Source organism: Parvimonas micra, from assembly GCF_037482165.1.
Classification (GTDB): domain Bacteria; phylum Bacillota; class Clostridia; order Tissierellales; family Peptoniphilaceae; genus Parvimonas.
In genome coordinates, this window is sequence record NZ_CP148048.1 from 40,722 (window position 1) to 61,634 (window position 20,913).

General features: G+C 29.8%; 18 protein-coding genes. 16 read left to right on the plus strand and 2 right to left on the minus strand.

Annotated features, from left to right (window positions below; all coding sequences use genetic code 11):
• Positions 1 to 6 precede the first annotated feature (6 nt).
• Positions 7 to 921, plus strand: coding sequence for an ABC transporter permease (locus WFJ11_RS00175; RefSeq protein WP_313961412.1), 915 nt, complete (start codon positions 7 to 9; stop codon positions 919 to 921).
• A gap of 205 nt (positions 922 to 1,126) precedes the next feature.
• Positions 1,127 to 1,558, plus strand: a complete 432-nt coding sequence (locus WFJ11_RS00180) for a hypothetical protein (RefSeq protein WP_009354526.1) — start codon at positions 1,127 to 1,129, stop codon at positions 1,556 to 1,558.
• 651 nt (positions 1,559 to 2,209) lie between these two features.
• On the opposite strand, the gene WFJ11_RS00185 is transcribed toward WFJ11_RS00180, so the two are convergent.
• Positions 2,210 to 2,626 carry a hypothetical protein gene (locus WFJ11_RS00185; RefSeq protein WP_338817405.1) on the minus strand — a complete coding sequence of 139 codons (417 nt, stop codon included), beginning with the start codon at positions 2,624 to 2,626 and terminating at the stop codon, positions 2,210 to 2,212.
• A 234-nt stretch (positions 2,627 to 2,860) separates the two neighbouring features.
• Between WFJ11_RS00185 and greA the strand changes: the two genes are divergently transcribed.
• The 14 genes from greA (at position 2,861) to WFJ11_RS00255 (ending at position 19,146) form a co-directional block, all read left to right on the plus strand.
• On the plus strand, positions 2,861 to 3,343 hold the full coding sequence (greA, locus tag WFJ11_RS00190; RefSeq protein WP_009354343.1) for a transcription elongation factor GreA: 483 nt from the start codon (positions 2,861 to 2,863) through the stop codon (positions 3,341 to 3,343).
• A 35-nt stretch (positions 3,344 to 3,378) separates the two neighbouring features.
• Entirely contained in the window at positions 3,379 to 4,836 is a 1,458-nt protein-coding gene (gene lysS, locus WFJ11_RS00195) for a lysine--tRNA ligase (RefSeq protein ID WP_338817756.1), read from the plus strand.
• Between the two features lie 9 nt (positions 4,837 to 4,845).
• Positions 4,846 to 5,235, plus strand: coding sequence for a hypothetical protein (locus WFJ11_RS00200; RefSeq protein ID WP_338817406.1), 390 nt, complete (start codon positions 4,846 to 4,848; stop codon positions 5,233 to 5,235).
• 12 nt (positions 5,236 to 5,247) lie between these two features.
• Positions 5,248 to 6,438: a DegT/DnrJ/EryC1/StrS family aminotransferase gene (locus tag WFJ11_RS00205; RefSeq protein WP_313961646.1), complete on the plus strand. Its 1,191-nt coding sequence runs from the start codon at positions 5,248 to 5,250 to the stop codon at positions 6,436 to 6,438.
• A gap of 2 nt (positions 6,439 to 6,440) precedes the next feature.
• Entirely contained in the window at positions 6,441 to 7,325 is an 885-nt protein-coding gene (locus WFJ11_RS00210; protein ID WP_338817407.1) for a UTP--glucose-1-phosphate uridylyltransferase, read from the plus strand.
• A 2-nt stretch (positions 7,326 to 7,327) separates the two neighbouring features.
• Entirely contained in the window at positions 7,328 to 9,154 is a 1,827-nt protein-coding gene (locus tag WFJ11_RS00215) for a polysaccharide biosynthesis protein (protein WP_009354424.1), read from the plus strand.
• Positions 9,155 to 9,572: 418 nt separating this feature from the next.
• Positions 9,573 to 10,493, plus strand: coding sequence for an aspartate carbamoyltransferase (pyrB, locus tag WFJ11_RS00220; protein ID WP_338817408.1), 921 nt, complete (start codon positions 9,573 to 9,575; stop codon positions 10,491 to 10,493).
• The gene (locus WFJ11_RS00225) at positions 10,493 to 10,936 is read left to right on the plus strand and encodes an aspartate carbamoyltransferase regulatory subunit (protein WP_009355043.1); all 444 of its coding nucleotides are present in this window, start codon (positions 10,493 to 10,495) and stop codon (positions 10,934 to 10,936) included. The genes pyrB and WFJ11_RS00225 overlap by 1 nt, the downstream gene beginning before the upstream one ends.
• The gene (locus tag WFJ11_RS00230) at positions 10,920 to 12,107 is read left to right on the plus strand and encodes a dihydroorotase (RefSeq protein WP_338817409.1); all 1,188 of its coding nucleotides are present in this window, start codon (positions 10,920 to 10,922) and stop codon (positions 12,105 to 12,107) included. The genes WFJ11_RS00225 and WFJ11_RS00230 overlap by 17 nt, the downstream gene beginning before the upstream one ends.
• Complete coding sequence (gene pyrF, locus WFJ11_RS00235; RefSeq protein WP_338817410.1) at positions 12,107 to 12,961, plus strand: orotidine-5'-phosphate decarboxylase; 855 nt, start codon at positions 12,107 to 12,109, stop codon at positions 12,959 to 12,961. The genes WFJ11_RS00230 and pyrF overlap by 1 nt, the downstream gene beginning before the upstream one ends.
• Entirely contained in the window at positions 12,951 to 13,679 is a 729-nt protein-coding gene (locus tag WFJ11_RS00240; RefSeq protein WP_338817411.1) for a dihydroorotate dehydrogenase electron transfer subunit, read from the plus strand. The genes pyrF and WFJ11_RS00240 overlap by 11 nt, the downstream gene beginning before the upstream one ends.
• The gene (locus WFJ11_RS00245) at positions 13,679 to 14,575 is read left to right on the plus strand and encodes a dihydroorotate dehydrogenase (protein ID WP_338817412.1); all 897 of its coding nucleotides are present in this window, start codon (positions 13,679 to 13,681) and stop codon (positions 14,573 to 14,575) included. The genes WFJ11_RS00240 and WFJ11_RS00245 overlap by 1 nt, the downstream gene beginning before the upstream one ends.
• Before the next feature lie 9 nt (positions 14,576 to 14,584).
• Positions 14,585 to 15,166 (plus strand): orotate phosphoribosyltransferase, encoded by a 582-nt coding sequence (pyrE, locus tag WFJ11_RS00250; RefSeq protein WP_338817413.1) that lies wholly within the window; start codon positions 14,585 to 14,587, stop codon positions 15,164 to 15,166.
• Between the two features lie 407 nt (positions 15,167 to 15,573).
• Positions 15,574 to 19,146 carry a Cna B-type domain-containing protein gene (locus tag WFJ11_RS00255; protein ID WP_338817414.1) on the plus strand — a complete coding sequence of 1,191 codons (3,573 nt, stop codon included), beginning with the start codon at positions 15,574 to 15,576 and terminating at the stop codon, positions 19,144 to 19,146.
• 487 nt (positions 19,147 to 19,633) lie between these two features.
• On the opposite strand, the gene purD is transcribed toward WFJ11_RS00255, so the two are convergent.
• Positions 19,634 to 20,860 (minus strand): phosphoribosylamine--glycine ligase, encoded by a 1,227-nt coding sequence (gene purD, locus WFJ11_RS00260; protein WP_338817415.1) that lies wholly within the window; start codon positions 20,858 to 20,860, stop codon positions 19,634 to 19,636.
• Positions 20,861 to 20,913 lie beyond the last annotated feature (53 nt).

The window sequence follows — 20,913 nt, forward strand, 5'->3', positions numbered from 1 at the left end:
GATAAAATGAGTAAGAAAAAAGAAATGGAAAAAGATGCTTCCCTACATAATCAAGAAATTACACCAAGTGCTTTTCACGTAATTGTTAGGGAATTTAGAAAAGACAAATTAGCGACATTTTCACTTTTAGTATTTATTACGATAATATTAGTAGTGTTTATAGGAAGTTTGTTCTTCAATTTAGAAGAAGTAATGAAAGTAAATCTTATGGAATCATTCCTAAGACCAGGAGAAGGTGGACATTTGCTAGGAACTGACCAAGCAGGACGACCACTTTTAGGACAACTTTTCCTTGGAACTAGGAATTCAATCCTTATAGGTGTATCAGTAACTATTTTAACTAATTTAATTGGTATAATAGTTGGTTTGATTATCGGATACTATGGTGGTATAGTTGATAATATTATCATGAGAATTATAGACTTTATTCAAGTATTACCAATTCTTATGCTTATTATCGTATTCATAACATTAGTTCCTAGATACAATGTATTTACATTCGTAATCATAATGACTGTATTCTACTGGGTTGGTATTGCAAGACTTGTAAGATCAAAAGCTCTTTCTGAAGGAAGACGTGATTATATAAGTGCTTCTAAGACAATGGGAACGCCAGCTTGGAAGATAATGTTCGGTGGGATCTTACCAAATATCAGCTCAATTCTTATAATTAGTTTTATCTTAGATTTAGCTGGTAATATGGGAATTGAAATTGGGCTTACATTCCTTGGTTTCGGTTTACCAGATGGAATACCTTCACTTGGAACACTAATCAACAAGGCGTTAGATCCTATAGTTTTAAGAGATAGAATGTACATTTGGTTACCTGCATCATTATTAGTACTTGTACTAATGCTTTCAATTAACTATGCTGGACAAGCATTAAGAAGAGCATCAGATGCAAAACAAAGATTAGGTTAAAAATAATTTAATATAAAAAATTAAGCGTAGAGTGTTCTACGCTTTTTTTATTGTGAAGCTATTATATAAAAATAGATATATCGTAAATATTTATTATAAAAAGGTGCAAAAATCTGTTTACAATCATCATTTAATATGATATAATTTAATCACAGTATTAATTTAATTAAATGCTGTAAGTGGTTTATTTAAAGGAGGATTGTCAATGAAGAGATTTATTAAATATTTGTTAGTTTGTTGTTGTGTATTAGCTTTTTCAGGATATGTTTATTCTGAATGTATAACTTATGAAGAAATGAAACCTTTTACAAATAGAGACTATTTTTCCTATAAGGGATATCTTAGAATTTATTTAAATTCTACAGCAGTAGAATATAATAGAGAGGAAGATACTCTAAAGGTTGCCAAAAAACATGCTGATTTTATAGAGATAGATACAGATGGAGAAGATGAAAAAGGAGCTTATTCAATTCCTAAACTATATTATAATCCAAGAATAATTGAAAAAAATGGTAAAAAATATATAACAGCAGATGGAATTCCTGAAGACATCTTAATAAAAGACAAAAATTTATTAGTTATTGAATCAAAGAAACTTGAATATAATTTTGTTGATTTATTCGGAGATGCAGATTAAAATAAAATCAAAAAAAAATGGATGCTTTTGCATCCATTTTTTGTTTAGGAAAGTTAAATATCACAGTAAGTTAATTTATCTTTATAAAAATTGGGAGGATTTAAAAGGATTAATAACTATACTGTTAATATGTAAAATGTGGTAGCGAAGAAAAGGAAAACTTATGGGAGGAGTTTATTATCTTTAAACACTACCACACAGTTTATATATACCATAAAAATCAATTTTAAAACACAAAAAAATTTATTATTAAACATATTTAGCTGTGAAATTAAAACTGTACTATAATAAAATATGATAAAAGGCAAAAAAATAAAAAAAGAGTGATTTAATTTTCTATGAAATTCTTGCATGTTTTTTAGAATTTTTACTTATAGGAAAAATTTTTTAATCTTCATATCATATATTAAGCAGTTACAATTTTTTATATGTTATCTCGAACACGGTTAATCTAGCCCTAACTTTGTTTACTTGTAAACAAAAGTAGGTCTGACGGGGTAATTGTATCGTTAGATACAATTGATCTGGAAATCCCAGCTATTGCTTGCTGGCAAGCAATAGTATTTCTGAAAGAAATAAAAATTACAATTTATATATGTATCTTTGATATATTAAACAAAAAACTCCACTTGTGTGGAGTTTAGTCAATTCTTATTTTTTGCTGTCTTTATATAAATCCGGTAAGCATCTATAATTTACATTATCTTCTTCGTCTAAAATTGTATTTTCATCTACAACAACTAGTTTATATTTTAAATCTTTGGCAACAATATATTTTTTGCCATCTCTTTCTTCGATTTTTACACCAGAATATTCTTTATTTTTACTTTTTTCATATTTATCTCTATTTTTTTCAATTTGTTCGGGATTTGTATTAGGTTTAATTAGACTTGGGCCATGAAACATAAGTTTTGGAGACTTAAATTTTTCTTTTACTATAACCAATTGCGCTCCGCCATCTCCTTCATAAACCTTGTTTTCAATTTTTTTCAACATTCCTGTAGATGCACAAGAACATAATGCCAAAGAAACTAATAATAAACTAACAAGTTTTTTAAGTCTAGTCATAAAATCCTCCCTTTGTAAAATAACTATTTAAATACCTTTTACTTTATTATAAAAACAAAGTAAAACATTAATACTTTGACAAATACATTTTAACATATATTTAAACTTTAGTCAAGCAATTTCATAAATACAATTTTAGTATTTTATATGTAATATTCATAGTTTGATTGACTTTTTTTTATGTTTTTAGTATAATTATTTGAATAGTATTGTAGATTTTTAAGGAGAGATATTATGGACGAAAAAGAAATATTTTTAACCGCTGAAGGGTTAAAAAAATTGGAATTAGAATTAGAAGAATTAAAAACTGTAAAAAGACAAGAAATTGCAGAAAAAATAAAGATTGCTAGAGATTTTGGAGACCTTTCTGAAAACTCTGAATATGATGAAGCTAAAAATGAACAAGCTCAGATAGAAGAAAAAATAGTTAAACTTGACAATATGATTGCAAATGCAAAGATAATTGATGAAGTTGAATTAGATACAAAAACTGTAAATGTTGGTGCTACAGTTACTTTAGTTCAAGTTGAAAGCAAGAAAAAAATAGAATATACTATTGTAGGTTCTGCTGAAAGTAATCCACTTGAAGGAAAAATTTCAAATGAATCTCCGGTCGGTAGAGCTATTTTAGGAAAGAAAAAAGGAAATAAAGTTCAAGTACAATTACCTAATGGAAATGTTGTAGAATATAAAATACAAAATATTAAGGTAAATTAAGAGGTGATATAGTGGAAGAACAAAATTTAAATGAAATGCTCTTAGTTAGAAGACAAAAATTACAAGAGTTAGTTGATGCAGGAAAAGACCCACATGAGATAGAAAAGTTTGAAGGTACTATTTATTCAAAAGAGATAAAAGATAATTATGAAAATTATGAAGGAAAAGTTGTAAGACTTGCTGGTCGTATTAGAACAAAAAGAGGACATGGTAAAGTTTGTTTTATGGACTTGCAAGATTTTTCTGGAAAAATTCAACTTTTCAATAAGCTTGACGTTTTAGGCGAAAGTTATGAAGAAGTTAAGACTTTAGACATTGGAGATATTGTAGGGGTTGAAGGAGAAGTTTTCACAACTCATGCAGGAGAAATTTCAATAAGAAGTTCAAAGGTTGTCTTACTTACAAAATCTTTACAACTTTTACCAGAAAAGTTTCACGGCTTAAAAGATGTTGACTTAAGATATAGACAAAGATATGTAGATTTAATTGTAAATCCTGAAATCAAAGATGTTTTTGTTATGAGAAGTAAAATTATTTCTTCTATTAGAAAATATCTTGATAGTAGAGGATTTTTAGAAGTTGAAACACCTATTTTAAATACAATTGCCGGTGGAGCGAATGCAAGACCTTTTATAACTCATCACAATACTTTGGATATTGATATGTATCTTAGAATTGCAAATGAATTATATTTAAAGAGATTGATTGTAGGTGGTTTCGATAAAGTTTATGAAATGGGAAGAATGTTCAGAAATGAAGGTATGGATAAACTTCATAATCCTGAATATACTGCAATTGAGTTATATCAAGCCTATGTTGACTATGAAGAAATGATGACACTTTGTGAAGAAATGGTTTATACTGTTTGTATGGAAGTTGTTGGAAAGTCTGAAGTTGAGTTACAAGGTAAAGTTATCGACTTTAAACCACCTTGGAGAAGAATTTCAATGGTTGACGCTGTAAAAGAATATGCAGGAGTTGATTTTGAAACAATTTTAACTGATGAAGAAGCAAGAAAGCTTGCTATTGAAAAGAAAATAGAAGTTACTGAACATACTACAAGAGGAGAAATTATTTCTTTATTCTTTGAAGAATTTTGTGAAGAATATATGGTTCAACCTACTTTTGTTACTAAGCATCCTGTGGAAATCAGTCCACTTGCTAAGAGAGATCCTAAGGACAAGAGATATACTCAAAGATTTGAGGCTTTTGTAAATTGTGGAGAAATTGCAAATGCTTTTAGTGAATTAAATGATGCGATAGATCAAAAGCAAAGATTTTTAAAACAAGTTGAAGCCAGAGAAAATGGAGATGATGAAGCACAAATGATGGATTATGATTTCATCAATGCGCTTGAAATAGGTCTTCCACCAACAGGTGGTATGGGAATCGGAATTGATAGACTTATTATGTACTTGACTAATCAAGAATCCATAAGAGATGTATTACTTTTCCCAACAATGAAACCTATGGTTGAAAAGGATAGTGAATAGGAGTTCATTATGAAAAAAAGAAATTTAGTTGCGATTTGTTTAGTTTGTCTTTCTTTTGTTGGTTGTTCAAGTTTCCATACAGGAAAAGTTGTTGTAGACGATGAAAAGAAAGAAGATAAAGTTGAAAATGTTGAATATATTCTTGTTGATGAAGATGACAAAGAATCTTTAATTAAAAATATTAAAGAAGGCAAAGGTGCTGTTATAGATAAGAAGAAAAAATCATCTTCTGATAAGACTAATGAAAATACTGATAACAACAATAACAGTAATAATAGCAATAATAAAAATAACAGCAATACTAACAACAATAGTAATAGAAATAATAACAATACTAACAACAATAACAATAACAATAACAACAACAATAATAGAAATAATAATAACAACAATAGATAGGACAGTGATTATATGAGAATAGAATTTTCTCCACCAGATATTACCCAATTAGAGATTGATGAAGTTGTTGATACTTTAAAATCAGGTTGGATAACAACTGGTCCGAAAACTAAAAGATTAGAACAAGAACTATCTGCTTTTACAAATACAGATAAGACAGTTTGTTTAAACTCTGCAACAGCTGCAATGGAGCTTACTTTAAGAGTTCTTGGAGTTGAAGAAGGAGATGAAGTTATAACTTGTGCATATACTTATACTGCATCTGCAAGTGTTATTCATCACGTTGGAGCAAAAATTGTCTTAGTTGATTGTAATAAAGAAGATAAGTTTATGGACTTAAAAGCTTTAGAAAATGCTATTACAGAAAAGACAAAGGTAATTATTCCAGTTGATTTGGCTGGGAAGCCTTGTAAATATGATGAAATTTTTGAAATTGTAGAAAAAAAGAAAGCTTTATTTAAGCCTAATAATAAATTACAAGAAAAAATCGGTAGAGTTATAGTTATGGCTGATGCTGCTCATTCACTTGGAGCTGTATATAAAGGCAAACCGAGTGGAAGTATTGCTGATTTTACTTGTTTTTCTTTCCATGCAGTTAAAAATTTTACTGTTGCTGAGGGTGGATCAGTTACTTGGAATAGAGATTTAGGCTTGGATAATGATGAAATTTATAGAGAATTTCAACTTTTATCTTTGCATGGGCAATCAAAGGATGCTCTTTCAAAGATGAAACCTGGTTCTTGGGAGTATGATATTGTTGCTCCTAATTATAAATGCAATTTAACTGATATTGCTTCAGGTATTGGTTTAGCTCAGTTAAAGAGATATCCAAATCTTTTGAAAAGACGTTTTGAAATTGTAGAAAGATATAATAGAGGATTTGAAGGAACAAGAATTAAACCTTTTGTTCACTTTGAAGAAGATAGAAAATCTTGTTGTCATCTTTATATTGTAAATATCGATGGTGCAAGTGAAGAAGAGAGAAATGAAATAATTATAAAGATGGCTGAAAGAGGAATTTCAACTAATGTTCATTATAAGCCTTTGCCTATGCATACTGCTTATAAGAATTTAGGTTTTGACATCAAGGATTATCCAAATGCCTATGATAATTATAAATCAGAAATTACTTTGCCACTTCATACTTTATTGACAGATGAACAAGTTGATTATGTAATTGAAAATTTGAAGGCGTTGGTGTAGTTATGAAGATAAAAAAAGTCGTGATTCCAACTGCTGGACTCGCTACTAGAATGTTTCCTGCAACTAAAGGTGTTCCTAAGGCAATGTTGCCGATTTTTGACAAACCTACTTTACAATATGTTATTGAAGAAGTTGTAGAGGCAGGAATTGATGAGGTAATTCTTATTGTAAATGAAGATTATTTTACTATTGATAAGCATTTTAACTCTGAAATTGATCTAAGAGTTAAAAATTCGAATAATGTATCAAAAAGTGATATTGAATCTTTAGAAAAAATATTAAAATGTAAGATAAGTTTTATAATTCAAAAAGAACAAAAAGGATTGGGACATGCAATTCTTTGTGCAAAAGAAGCAGTAAATGGCGAAGATTTTTCAGTTGTTTTGGGGGATGTTATAATTGATTGTAAAGACAGTTCATGCACAAAAGAGCTTGTTGATATTTATAACAGATACGGAAAAACGGTAGTAGGAGTTGAAGTTGTGCCTGATGAGAAAAGACACAATTATGGCATTTTGGAAGGAAAAGAAATCGAAAAAGATGTTTTTGACTCAACTAGACTTATAGAAAAGCCGAGTATTGATGAAACAAATTCAAATTTAGCAATGGTCGGAAGATACATTGTTAAAAATGAAATCTTTGAAATTCTTGAAAATCAAAAAGCAGGAAAAAATGGAGAAATACAATTTACAGACTCCTTAAATGAATTGACTTTAAAAGGAGATTTATTAGGATATAAATTTGACGGAAAAACTTATGACGTTGGAAATAAACTTGGAGTTCTGATTGCAAGTGTTGAATATGGCTTAAAAGATGAAACAAATAAAAATGCTATTAAGGAGTATTTGAAAGAATTAGTTTCATCGGATTTTAAAATGGGAGAATAATAATGGTCAGAAAAATATTTTTAATAATACTGGATATTATAGTTATAAATCTTTGCTACTATTTAGGATTTTTATTAAAATTTGACTGGCATATTCCTGCAAATTATTGGTATATGTATAGCAAATGGATAATTCCTATAGTTTTAATAAAAATTATAGTTTTTGCTCTATTTGGATTATATAGAATAATGTGGAGATATGCTGATTTTAAAGAATTGTCTAGAATTTTTATGGCAATAGTTGTAGCAAATGTTCTAACAGGAATATTTTTGATTTCAATGAATGTAGGATTTCCGAGAAGTGTTATGGCACTTGTATTTGTAATTGATATGTTCTTTGTTACTGGTACAAGATATCTTTCAAAAGCTAGAAAAAATTTAGTTTTTTCAATCCCTGTTGAAAAACTTAAAAGAGTTTTAATAGTTGGTGCTGGAGATGCAGGGGTCTTAGTTCTTAATGAACTTAGAAAACATAAAGAATTAGGATATAAGGTTGTAGTTTTTATTGATGACGATAAAAATAAAATAGGAACAGAAATTTTAGGAATTCCAGTTGTTGGTGGAAAAGAAAAAATAATTTCAGCAATTAACGAATTTAGAATTGATGAAGTTATTTTGGCAATGCCTTCAGCAAATAGGGAAATTCAACAAGACATTTCAGATATTTGTTCAAAATTATCTATGAAGATTAAAATAATTCCTGGAATGTATGAATTAATTGATGATCAAAAATTAAATATAAGAGATTTAAGAGATGTTGAAATTGGAGATTTACTTGGACGTGATGAAGTTAAATTAGATCAAGAAGTCCTAAATGATTTCTTGAGAAATAAAACGGTCTTGGTAACAGGTGGAGGCGGTTCAATCGGCTCCGAGCTTTGTAGACAAATAGCGAAATTCAGTCCAAAAAGATTGATAATTTTAGACATCTACGAAAATAATGCCTATGAAATTCAAATGGAACTTGTAAGACATTATAAGGATTTGGATTTAGTTGTAGAAATTGAATCAATAAGAGATGCAGTAAGAATGGATATTATCTTTGGAAAATATAAACCGGATGTAGTATTTCATGCAGCTGCTCATAAACATGTTCCACTTATGGAAAACAGCTCAACTTCTGCAATTAAAAACAATGTTTTTGGAACATTAAATGTTCTAAGAGCTTGCGATAAGCATGGTGTTTCAAGATTCGTTTTAATTTCAACAGATAAAGCTGTAAATCCGACATCTGTAATGGGAACTACAAAGAGAATTTGTGAAATGTTAGTTCAAACATTTAACGAAAAATCTAAAACAGAATTTGTTGCAGTTAGATTCGGAAATGTTTTAGGTTCAAACGGATCTGTAATTCCACTTTTCATCAATCAAATAAAAGAGGGTGGACCTGTTACAGTTACTCACGAAGATATAATAAGATACTTTATGACAATCCCTGAAGCTTGCCAACTTGTATTACAAGCAGGAGCAATCGCCAAAGGGGGAGAAATCTTTATACTTGATATGGGTGAACCAGTTAAGATACTTGATTTGGCAAAGAACCTTATTAGACTTTCTGGCTATGAACCTTATAAGGACATCGACATAAAGATTACAGGACTTAGACCGGGCGAAAAACTTTATGAAGAAATACTATTAAATATGGAAAATTCAGTTGCAACTGAATATGAAAAAATATTTATAGAAAAACCGATAGTTCACGATGTAGAAGCTCTAAAAGATGGACTTGAAAGACTTGATAAAGTTAAAAACACTCTGGATAAAAAAGAAATTACAGACATCTTAAAAGATATGGTTCCGACATTTAAGCCGGACTTGTTGAATAAGTAGAATACTCCACCAAAAAGGTGGAGTTTTTTTGTGAAATCTTTTAAAAATGTATTGACAATATAGTTCTATTATTGTATAATAGTCAAAGAAAATTTGACGGAGGTAAATTTTATGACAAATTCAGTTAAAATGTCGGTTTTTAATAGCAAGAATAATTGTTTAATTGACTCTTCTGTTTTTGGTCTTAAATTTTCTCTTTTTAATAAACTTAGTAATTTAGCTAGGAATTCATTTTTTAAAAAATGTATTTCTAGCATTTTTTTTAAGTTTATAAAATTTCCTTTTATCAAAGCTGTTAAGGACTTTATAAAGGAATTATATTCAATATTTTTCGTTAATATTTTAAATTTTAGGAAATAACTTTTTGTTATTTCCTTTTTTTGTGATTATGACAAAATGACTTAATAGGAGGGATTGTATGAAAGAATTTAGAAATTTAGTTAGTAGTGAGGACTTTTCTTGTGAAGAGTTGCTTGAACTTATGGAGTTAGGAGCAGAGATTTATAATAATCCTGAAAAATTTTCAGAAAAATGTAGGGGAAAAGTTTTAGCTTCATTATTTTTTGAACCGTCAACAAGAACAAGATTGAGTTTTGAAGCAGCTATGCTTAGACTTGGTGGAAGTTGTATAACTGTTCCGGATCCTAAAGTTTCATCAGCAACTAAGGGAGAAAGCCTACAAGATACAATAAAAACAGTGGGTTGTTATTCAGATATTATAGCTATGCGTCATCCTCATGAGGGTTCTGCAGAGCTTGCAAAAGAAGTTACACTTGTTCCTTTTATTAATGCGGGAGATGGTGGACATCAACATCCAACTCAAACTCTTACAGATTTACTTACAATTTCTCAATATAAGAAAAGTTTGGAAAATATGACTATTGGTCTTTGTGGGGACTTAAAATTCGGAAGAACTGTTCATTCACTTGTTAAGACACTTTCAAAGTTTAAGGGAAATAAATTTATCTTTATTTCACCTGTTGAGCTTGTTATTCCAGAATATATTAAGATGTATCTAAATGATCATAATGTAGAGTTTATTGAAGTTAGAACAATTGAGGAAGTTATGGATAAACTTGATATTCTATATATGACAAGAGTTCAAAGGGAAAGATTTTTCAATGAGGCTGATTATGTAAGACTTAAAGATACTTACATTTTAGATAATAAGAAGATGAAAACTGCAAAGGATGATATGATAATTCTTCACCCATTGCCAAGAGTAAATGAAATTGCGACAGAAGTGGATTTAGACCCTAGAGCAAAGTATTTTAATCAAGTTAAATTCGGTATGATAATCAGAATGGCATTAATCTTAAAATTATTGGAGGTAAAATAATGTTAAATATTAATAGTATTTCAAATGGAATTGTAATAGACCATATTAAACCGGGTCTTGGCTATGAAATTTTTAAACTTTTAGAATTGGATAGTGCAGATTTTACAGTTGCACTTATAATGAATGCAGATTCTAAAAAATACGGCAAAAAAGATATGATAAAGATTGAAAATGTTATGGATATTGACCTTGCGATTTTAGGTTTAATCGACAAAGATTTGACTGTAAACATCATAGAAAATGAAAAAATCAAGGAAAAACTTTCAATGATTTTACCTGAAAAGGTAGAGGGCTTTATAAAATGTAAAAACCCACGTTGTATAACTTGCCATGAAAATGTTCAAAATAAATTTATATTAGTTAATAGAGAAAAGGGAATTTATAGATGTAATTACTGTGATAATTTATATTCTTGTGGAGGACATAGTGAAAAAAATAATTAAAAATGCAATTTTAGTGGATAAAGATATAAATAGAGTCGGAGAGATAAAAATTGAAGACGGAAAGATAGTAGAGATTGGTGAAAATTTAAGTTTTGATGATAGTTTTGAAATTATAGATGCAAAGGGAAAAACTGTTATGCCTGCATTTGTAGATTTGCATGTGCATTTTAGAGATCCAGGTTTTACTTATAAGGAAGATTTAAAAACAGGCTCACTTTCAGCTTTAAGAGGTGGATATACAACTGTAAATACAATGGCAAATACTAAACCGATTTGCAGTGATTTAGAAACTTATAATGATATAATGAAGAGAGCAAAGGAATTGGATTTAGTAGATATAAATCAAATAGTTGCAGTTACTAAAAATTTTGACGGAAAAAATTTGGTTGACTATTCAAAATTTGAAAATGCAAAATTTTTATCCGATGACGGTAAGGGTGTGCTTTCCGAAACTACAATGTACAGAGCAATTTTAGAGGCGAAAAAATACGATAAAATCATAATGATACATGCAGAAAGTGAACTTTCTCCAATTGATTATAGAATAGCAGAAGACCTTATGACTTTAAGAGATGTTTATCTTGCAAAGAGATTGGATGGAAGAATTCATCTTTGCCACGTCAGTACAATCGACTCTTTGGAAGCTGTAAGACGTGGAAAAAAAGAGGGAGTAAAGGTTACTTGCGAAGTAACTCCACATCATATTGCACTTTGGGATAATTCATACAGAGTAAATCCTCCGATAAGAACAAAAGCTGACGTTGATGCTCTAATTGATGGAATTTTGGATGGAACAGTTGATGCGATTGCAACTGATCATGCACCACATACTGCAGAGGATAAGGCAAATGGAAGTCCGGGACTTGTTGGACTTGAAACTGCCTTTGTGATTTGTAATACAAAATTGGTTAAAGAGAGAAATATTGACATAAGAACTTTGTCAAAAGTAATGTCCTATGGTGGAGCTAATTTAATGGGAATAAAAAAAGGTCTTTTAAAAGAGGGATATTTTGCAGATTTGGTTATAGTTGATACTGATAAAAAAATTGTTGTAGATTCAAGTAAATTTGCATCAAAAGCAAAAAATACACCTTTTGATAAAATGGAACTTTACGGAGAAGTGCTTATGACAATTAAAGCAGGAGAAATTAAATATAAAGGAGAATTTTAATGATAGTAGATAGATTATATGAAGCAGTAAAAGAAAAGGGATTTGTTTGTGTTGGACTTGACAGCCATTTAGATTATATTCCAAATTATATTAAAGAAAAGCACGAAAAACTTTCAGATATAATTTTTGAATATAATAAGACAATAATTGATGCAACAAGTGATATTGTAGCAATCTATAAACCACAAATTGCATATTATGAAGCAAACGGACTTGAAGGCCTTATTGCTTACCAAAGAACTTTAAGATATCTTAAAGAAAAGGGACTTTTAAGTATCGGGGATGTTAAAAGAGGAGATATTGCAAGTACTGCAAAGGAATATGCAAAGGCACATTTTAAAGGAGAGTTTGAAGCGGATTTTATAACTCTTAATCCATATATGGGAATGGATAGTATCACACCTTATTTAGATTATTTAAAAACCGGAGAAAAGGGAGTTTTCGTTTTACTTAGAACTTCAAATGAGGGATCAAAGGATATTGAATGTCTTGACTACAATGGAGAAGCTCTATACTTCAAAGTTGGAGACGAACTTAAAAAATTTGCTGATGAATTGACTTCTGAATGCGGATATTCTCCTTTGGGATTTGTCGTAGGAGCAACTCATAGTGAAGAAGCTAAAAAGATAAGAGAAAGATATAAAAATATTTTCTTCTTATTACCGGGATATGGGGCACAAGGTGCAAAAGCAGAAGACATCAGAACTTATTTGAATGACTTTAATGGTGGAGTTGTAAACTCTTCAAGAGGAATTATAAAATATTATCAAAAATTTGAAGACGGCGAAGAAAGATTTGCTCATTATACAAGAGAAGCCGTTTTGAATATGAGGAAGGATATTTATGGAGAATAAATCATACGAAAAAGTTGAAATAATTTTAAATGAAAAAATTTCCGAAGGCATTTACAAAATGAATGTCAAGGGAGAATTTAAAGCTAAAGTTGGACAATTTTATATGGTTAAATGCTTTGAGGACGGGACTATGCTTCCCCGTCCGATAAGTATCTGTGATATGGAAGATGATAAATTGACTTTTCTTTATGCAGTTGTGGGAAAAGGTACAAAGATTATGTCCGAAAAGAAAGTTGGAGACAGCATAGAAATTTTAGGACCACTTGGTAACGGCTTTCCGATTGATGAATTCAAAGGAAAAAAAGTCGCACTTGTTGCAGGGGGAATTGGAATTGCACCAATGCTATATCTTGCAAAGAAATTGGAAGCGGATGTCGATTTATATGCAGGCTTTAGAGATGAAATATATTTTACTGAAGAATTTAAGGAATTTACAAAAAATACATATATCGCAACAAATACAGGAAGTGTAGGACATAAGGGTTTCATAACTGAAATAATAAAAGATGATTATGATGTAATCTATTGTTGCGGTCCAAATCCTATGATGAATTCTGTAAAAAATTTAGGCTTTGACATACCTGTCTATGTTTCTTTAGAGAGTAGAATGGGTTGTGGAATAGGAGCTTGTCTAGCTTGTAGTTGTAAAACAAAAAACGGAATGAAAAGAATTTGCAAGGAAGGTCCTGTATTTGAAGTTAAGGAGGTGAATTTTTAATGTTGGAAGTAGATATTTGTGGAGTTAAATTTAAAAACCCCGTTATCGGAGCATCAGGAACTTTTGGCTTCGGTAGAGAATATGCTGAATATATCGACTTAAACAGAATTGGCGGTATTTCTACAAAAGGACTTACTTTTGCAGGCAAGGACGGAAATACGGGAATTAGAATTTACGAAACACCTGCAGGGATAATGAACAGTATCGGACTTCAAAATCCTTCAGTACCAACTTTTATTGAAGAAGATTTACCTTTTATGGAAAGTTTTGATACACAGATTTTAGCAAACATTGGAGGTTCACAATTAGAGGATTATTTAAAATCTATTGAACTTATCAATAAAACAAATATAAAAATAATTGAATTAAATATATCCTGTCCGAATGTAAAATCAGGCGGAATGGCTTTTGGAATAAAATGTGATATTGCAGAGGGAATCGTAAGAAAAGTTAGAGAAAATACTGATAAAGTCCTTATGGTAAAATTATCTCCAAATGCTGAAAATATAAAAGAAATGGCAAAAACTTGTGTTGAAGCGGGAGCGGATTGCCTTTCACTTGTAAATACATTTAATGCTTTGGCAATAGATATTTATAATAGAAAAGCAGTTTTTGATAATGTAACGGCAGGACTTTCAGGAGCTTGTATAAAACCTATTGCTTTAAGAATGGTAAGAGATGTCGCTTCAGTTGTAGATGTTCCGATTATTGGAATGGGCGGAATAATGAATTGGCAAGATGCAATTGAATTTATTATGGCAGGATCAACCGCAATTCAAGTCGGAACAGCAAACTTTATCAATCCTAGGGCTATGATTGATATAATTGAAGGAATGGAAAAATTCTGTAAAGAACAAAATATAAAAAATTTAGAAGAAATTAGAGGAATTATTTAGGAGGAAATTATGGAACAAAGAGTATTGGAATTATTAAAAGAAAGTGAAGCGTTATTAGAAGGACATTTCCTATTATCATCAGGAAAACATAGCGACAAATATGTTCAATGTGCAAAACTTTTGATGTATCCAAAAAAAGCTGAAGAAGTTTGTAAGGTAATCAAGAAAAAACTTGAAGATGCAAATGTAAAAGTTGATGCAGTAGTTGGGCCTGCAATGGGTGGAATTGTAATTGCTTACGAATTGGGAAGAGCCTTGGGAGTAAGAGCGATGTTCACAGAAAGAGAAAATGAAATGATGACTTTAAGAAGAGGATTTTTCATAAATGAGGGAGAAAATGTACTTGTAGTTGAAGATGTTGTTACAACAGGAAAATCTTCATTAGAAACAATAAAAGTACTAAAAGAACATGGAGCAAATGTAGTTGGAATCGCTTCAATAGTTGATAGAACAAATGGAAAATCTAACATAGAATATCCACTTTTCCCTGCAATTTCATTAAATGTTCAAGCGTTTGAAAAGGATGATTGTCCACTTTGTAAAGAAGGAAAAATCGAACTTGTAAAACCCGGTAGTAGAAAAAAATTCTAAGCTATAAAAATACTCGTATAAAAACGAGTATTTTTTTTATAAAAAATTTTTGGAAAAACATTTTTTTCGAAATTTTAATAATTTTTTTAAAAAAGATAAACTAATAAAAAAATTTGATATTTACTGAAGTCTATATGTTTCATCATAACACTTGAGTATTGAATTGCAATATACTTTATTGTCGTTAAGCTGTATTAATTTAAATATATATTTAATTTATTTGACCTATAGATATAAAAATGTTATCATTATTATGATAGTTGAGTAAATTTTATTAAGTAATGAAATTTATTCAAATTGAGTTATTAGTTTTAGGCTCTAATAACTATGTATTTTTAAAAATAATCGCCATTATATTTTTAAAAATAGGTATAATATCAAACACATTCTATGAGGAGGAGCAAACAATGAAAAAAAGATTTTATTGTATGATGTTGAGTGTACTTATGGTATTAGGTACTCTATTACCTGCTTTCAGAGTTTCAGCTGAATCGGGTAGAAATATTTCACCACAGGTAAATATTACAAAATTTACAATTACAAATGGGCAAGGACAAGAATTAAAGAAATTCTATAGCTGGAGTAGATTTAGAGTTAATTTAGAATGGAATGCTCAAAAGTATGGAAATACTTTGAAAAAAGGTGATTACTTTGAAGTTAAACTGCCAGATAAATTTAAGTTTATAGGAGATTCTGCAGCAGTTAATTTTCCAATCTATGGACTAGATGGAAAAACAGTTTATGGACAAGGACATATTGATGTTAAAAAAGATGGGGGAGGAACTTTAAGAGTAACTCTAAATGAAAAAGTTGAAAATCTTTACAATGTAAAAGGTAAAGTTTCAATGGAATCTTTATTTAATTATAGCAAAATAAAGGCTGGAGGAAGAAATAGACTAGAAATAGAGATTAATGGTAAAAAAATTCCTAAAGACATTGATATAGAAAAGCCAGGGAAAATAGATGAAATTTTAACTAAATGGCCTAGCAGAATAAATGAAAATGCTAATGAAGTAAGATGGAATGTTCGTTTTAATGTAAATGGTAAAAAATTTAAAAATGTTTCTTTTGAAGATAAATTGACAGTTGAAAAAGGCGATTTTAGTGGACTTCGCTACATAAAAGAAAGTTTCGTTCTTCAAAAGGTTAAATTTGACAAATATGGAAATATAACAAGAGTTTTATCAACAGAAAATATCGGAGATAGAGTTCAATTTTCTGAAAATGGAACAAAATTTAGATTTGTACTTGGAGATATTAATAATGGCGAACAATATATGTTAAGATATAAATCAACTTACAAGCCTAATATTGTGATAAAAAATAGATTAAAGATGTTTTCACAAGGTGAAAGTAAAGAAGTGTCAAGTAGATATAAAAGTGCACTTTCAAACGGAAGCATTGAAGGTGATTTGTTAGGAAAGATAAAGATTATTAAAGTTGATGCTGAAAATAAACAAATGCCTTTAAAAGGTGCTAAGTTTAAAATTACAAATAAGGTAACAAAACAAACTTTTGAATTAGTAACTGACGAAAAGGGAGAAGCTGTTTCTGATAAATTAGTTAAAGGAACTTATGAAATCACAGAAATTGAAGCTCCTGCAGGTTGGATAAAGAATGACGAAATTATTAATGTTGAAGTAAAAGATGATGTAGCTGTAATAAAAACTATAACTAATAAGAGAGCAAAAACTGAAGTAAAAGTTAATAAGACTTGGGTTGGTAAAAAAGCTTCAAGTGTTAAAGTTAATTTATTAGCTGACGGCAAAAAAATCGATCAAGTTACTTTGAGCGAAGAAAATAATTGGCAACATACTTTTAAAAACTTAAATAAATTCAAAGATGACGGAAAAACTGAAATCAAATATACTGTTGAAGAAGAAAAAATCAATGGTTATGATACAGAAATAAAACAAAATGGAACTAATGATTTTACTATCATAAATAAAAGTAATGAAAAAGTTAAAATTCCTGTAGAAAAGAGATGGGAAGACAATAATAACCAAGATGGTAAAAGAGTTAAAGAAGTAGTTGTAAGATTACTACAAGATGGTATTCCTACAGATAAGACTATAAAATTAAATGAAGAAAATGGTTGGAAAGGTGAATTTACAAACCTTGACAAATACGATGCAAAAGGGAATGAAATCAAATATACTGTTAAAGAAGAAACAGTAGTTGATGGATATGAAAATGAAATAATTGCAGGAGAAGTAGGTGGAGTTTTAGGATATATCATCAAAAACAAACATAATGTTGAAAAAACTGAAATCCCTGTAGAAAAGAAATGGATTGGACCAGAAAGCGTTGAAGAAGTAACTGTAAAATTACTTGCTGATGGAGAAGATACTGGTAAAACTTTAACTTTAAAGAAGAGTGAAAATTGGAAAGGTAAATTTACAAACCTTGACAAGTATAAAAACGGAAAAGAAATAGTTTATACAGTTCAAGAAGTAAGTGTTAAAGGTTACGAAAGCAAGATAGAAGGAAATGCAAAAGACGGCTTTGTGATTACTAATAAGAATATAGAAAAGACAGAAGTTCCTGTAGAAAAGAAATGGCTAGGAAAAGCTGTAAATGAAATCGAAGTAAAACTTTTAGCAAATGGACAAGAAGTTCAATCAGCTAAATTAAACGAAGGAAATTCTTGGAAACATACATTCAAAGACTTGCCAAAATATGACGATAACGGAAAAGAAATAACTTATACAGTAAAAGAAGTAGCAATTGAAGGTTACGAAAGTAAGGTAGAAGGAAATGCAAAAGACGGCTTTGTAATTACAAACAAGAATTTAGCAAAGACAGAAGTTCCTGTAGAAAAGAAATGGCTAGGAAAAGCTGTAAATGAAATCGAAGTAAAACTTTTAGCAAATGGACAAGAAGTTCAATCAGCTAAATTAAACGAAGGAAATTCTTGGAAACATACATTCAAAGACTTACCTGTATATGATGACAATGGAAAAGAAATAACTTATACAGTAAAAGAAGTAGCGATTGAAGGTTACGAAAGCAAGATAGAAGGAAATGCAAAAGATGGTTTTGTAATTACAAATAAGAATTTAGCAAAGACAGAAGTTCCTGTAGAAAAGAAATGGATAGGAAAAGCTGTAAATGAAATCGAAGTTAAATTGTTAGCAAATGGACAAGAAGTTCAATCAGCTAAATTAAACGAAGCAAATTCTTGGAAACATACATTCAAAGATTTACCTGTATATGATGACAATGGAAAAGAAATAGTTTATACAGTAAAAGAAGTAGCAATTGAAGGTTACGAAAGCAAGATAGAAGGAAATGCAAAAGACGGCTTTGTAATTACAAATAAGAATTTAGCAAAGACAGAAGTTCCTGTAGAAAAGAAATGGATAGGAAAAGCTGTAAACGAAATCGAAGTTAAATTGTTAGCAAATGGACAAGAAGTTCAATCAGCTAAATTAAACGAAGCAAATTCTTGGAAACATACATTCAAAGACCTACCTGTATATGATGACAATGGAAAAGAAATAGTTTATACAGTAAAAGAAGTGGAAATTGAAGGATATGAAAGCAAGATAGAAGGAAATGCAAAAGACGGTTTTGTAATTACTAATAGAAATGTAGAAAAAACACAAGTTCCAGTTGAAAAGAAATGGATTGGAAAGGTATTAAAAGAAATTGAAGTACAACTTTTAGCAAATGGAAAAGAAATTCAAAATGTTAAGTTGAACGAAGCAAATTCTTGGAAACATACATTCAAAGATTTACCAAAATATGATGACAATGGAAAAGAAATAACTTATACAGTAAATGAAGTTGCAGTTGAAGGCTATGATACTAAGATAGAAGGAAATGCAAAAGATGGCTTTGTAATTACTAATAAGGAAAAACCAATTAAACCAAGAGTTCCAAAAACATCAATAGGAACACAGTTATTTGGATATATGGCAATGGCTGGAGTGAGTCTTGGACTTCTACAAATTTCTAGAAAGAAAAGAAATAAATAGTTAATTAAAAAGCAAAAGAGAGCGTAAGCTCTCTTTTTTGTCGTTTTACAATACATTTCACGTCATAGTACTGTTAGAAGAAGCACCCCTGAACACGTCATTTCGACCGAAACGGAACGTAGTGAAGTGAAGTGGAGAAATCTCAACTATTGCTTGCTGGCAAGCAATAGTATTTCTGAAAGAAATAAAAAATAATTAGATAAAATTATTATGTAAATCTTTCAAAGTCCTATTTAGTATGAGAGTTTCATATTTTATGTATCTACGATACATTTATATTTGCTTGTTTACAAGCAAATATATGAGATCTCTCCGCTGTGTTTCGCTTTGCTCCACTCCGGTCGAGATGACGTATAAGGGAGATAACTTCGTTTAGTAGCTAGACGTTAAAGGTAAATAAACTTCAAATTTTTTTATAATTTTGATATAAATAAAAAAGCATACCCATTATATTTCTGCTTGAGTATGCTTTTTAAAGTTCAATTTTTTAAAACTTGCCTACATCTTCTCTGTAGAAGAAAGAGTCACTCTTTAATTTTTCAATATCTCTGTAAGCTAATTCTCTTGCTTTTTCAAAATCTTCTGCCATAGCTGTTACAATTAAATTTCTTCCGCCCTTTGCATAGAGTTGATTGTTTTTTTCTTCAACTCCCATAAAGCAAATATCACTTTCTATCGGAACTAGATTAATTTTATCTTGACATTTTTCTTTTGACGGATAACCGTTAGATGCAAGAACTACACCAACACAAACTTCATCATTCCATTTGATTTCAGGTTCTTTATCATTCATTACATCCAAAATGTTTTGAACAAAGTCGGACTCTAAACGTGGTAATAGGACTTCAGCTTCAGGATCTCCAAGTCTGGCGTTAAAACTTAAAACTTTTATTCCATCTTTTGTTACAACAATTTCTCCATATAAAAACCCTTCAAATCCATAACCGTCTTCAAACATTGATTTTGCCATAGGTTTTAAGATTTTATCGACAACTTGTTCAATTTCATTATCCGTAATTTTTGCAACAGGGCTACAAGCTCCCATACCACCTGTATGTTCAGCCTCGTCGCTATCAGATGTTCTCTTATAATCCTTAACAATTTGTAGTGGATAAACTTTGCTATTTTTTACTAATGCAAAGATTGAGAATTCTTTACCTATGATAAATTCTTCAACTAAAATTTTTGAATTTTCATTTTCATAAAAGATTTCATTAACTATATCTGTTGCCATTTTGTTGCTTCTTGCAATGAAAATTCCCATATTTTTTGGAAGAGAATCAATCTTTATAGTGACAGGAAATTTTTCAATTTCTGAAACGAATTTTAGAGCTTGTTCTCTATCAGTAAATACAACATATTTAGTTGTAGGTATCTTTAATTTTTCCATAAGTTGTTTAGTAAAATATCTACTTGATTCTATTCTTGTTGCAGATTTAGTAGGTCCAAAAAGTCTTAAATCATTTTTATCAAACTCGTCTTTTATTCCAAGAGCTAAAACGTCAGCAGGTCCTACTATAGTTAAGTCGATATTTTCTTTTATTGCAAAATCTTTAATTTTTTCAATATCATACATATCTATATCTACTTTTGTTGCACCATCCATCTTGCAATTTCCAGGTAAAACGTAGATTTTTTCGACTAATTTACTCTTTTGACATGCCTTTAACATTGCATGTTCACGTCCGCCTTTTCCAATAATTAGTATTTTCATAAAATCACCTCTTTTTTATTAACGCTAAAATTGTCTATAATTGTTTTAATTTT

Excerpts from the sequence above, each read along its gene's own strand:
- WFJ11_RS00175 (WP_313961412.1), top strand. The coding sequence starts at position 7 with ATGAGTAAGAAAAAAGAAATGGAAAAAGATGCTTCCCTACATAATCAA.
- WFJ11_RS00180 (WP_009354526.1), top strand. The coding sequence starts at position 1,127 with ATGAAGAGATTTATTAAATATTTGTTAGTTTGTTGTTGTGTATTAGCT.
- WFJ11_RS00185 (WP_338817405.1), bottom strand. The coding sequence starts at position 2,626 with ATGACTAGACTTAAAAAACTTGTTAGTTTATTATTAGTTTCTTTGGCA.
- greA (WP_009354343.1), top strand. The coding sequence starts at position 2,861 with ATGGACGAAAAAGAAATATTTTTAACCGCTGAAGGGTTAAAAAAATTG.
- lysS (WP_338817756.1), top strand. The coding sequence starts at position 3,379 with ATGCTCTTAGTTAGAAGACAAAAATTACAAGAGTTAGTTGATGCAGGA.
- WFJ11_RS00200 (WP_338817406.1), top strand. The coding sequence starts at position 4,846 with ATGAAAAAAAGAAATTTAGTTGCGATTTGTTTAGTTTGTCTTTCTTTT.
- WFJ11_RS00205 (WP_313961646.1), top strand. The coding sequence starts at position 5,248 with ATGAGAATAGAATTTTCTCCACCAGATATTACCCAATTAGAGATTGAT.
- WFJ11_RS00210 (WP_338817407.1), top strand. The coding sequence starts at position 6,441 with ATGAAGATAAAAAAAGTCGTGATTCCAACTGCTGGACTCGCTACTAGA.
- WFJ11_RS00215 (WP_009354424.1), top strand. The coding sequence starts at position 7,328 with ATGGTCAGAAAAATATTTTTAATAATACTGGATATTATAGTTATAAAT.
- pyrB (WP_338817408.1), top strand. The coding sequence starts at position 9,573 with ATGAAAGAATTTAGAAATTTAGTTAGTAGTGAGGACTTTTCTTGTGAA.
- WFJ11_RS00225 (WP_009355043.1), top strand. The coding sequence starts at position 10,493 with ATGTTAAATATTAATAGTATTTCAAATGGAATTGTAATAGACCATATT.
- pyrF (WP_338817410.1), top strand. The coding sequence starts at position 12,107 with ATGATAGTAGATAGATTATATGAAGCAGTAAAAGAAAAGGGATTTGTT.
- WFJ11_RS00240 (WP_338817411.1), top strand. The coding sequence starts at position 12,951 with ATGGAGAATAAATCATACGAAAAAGTTGAAATAATTTTAAATGAAAAA.
- WFJ11_RS00245 (WP_338817412.1), top strand. The coding sequence starts at position 13,679 with ATGTTGGAAGTAGATATTTGTGGAGTTAAATTTAAAAACCCCGTTATC.
- pyrE (WP_338817413.1), top strand. The coding sequence starts at position 14,585 with ATGGAACAAAGAGTATTGGAATTATTAAAAGAAAGTGAAGCGTTATTA.
- WFJ11_RS00255 (WP_338817414.1), top strand. The coding sequence starts at position 15,574 with ATGAAAAAAAGATTTTATTGTATGATGTTGAGTGTACTTATGGTATTA.
- purD (WP_338817415.1), bottom strand. The coding sequence starts at position 20,860 with ATGAAAATACTAATTATTGGAAAAGGCGGACGTGAACATGCAATGTTA.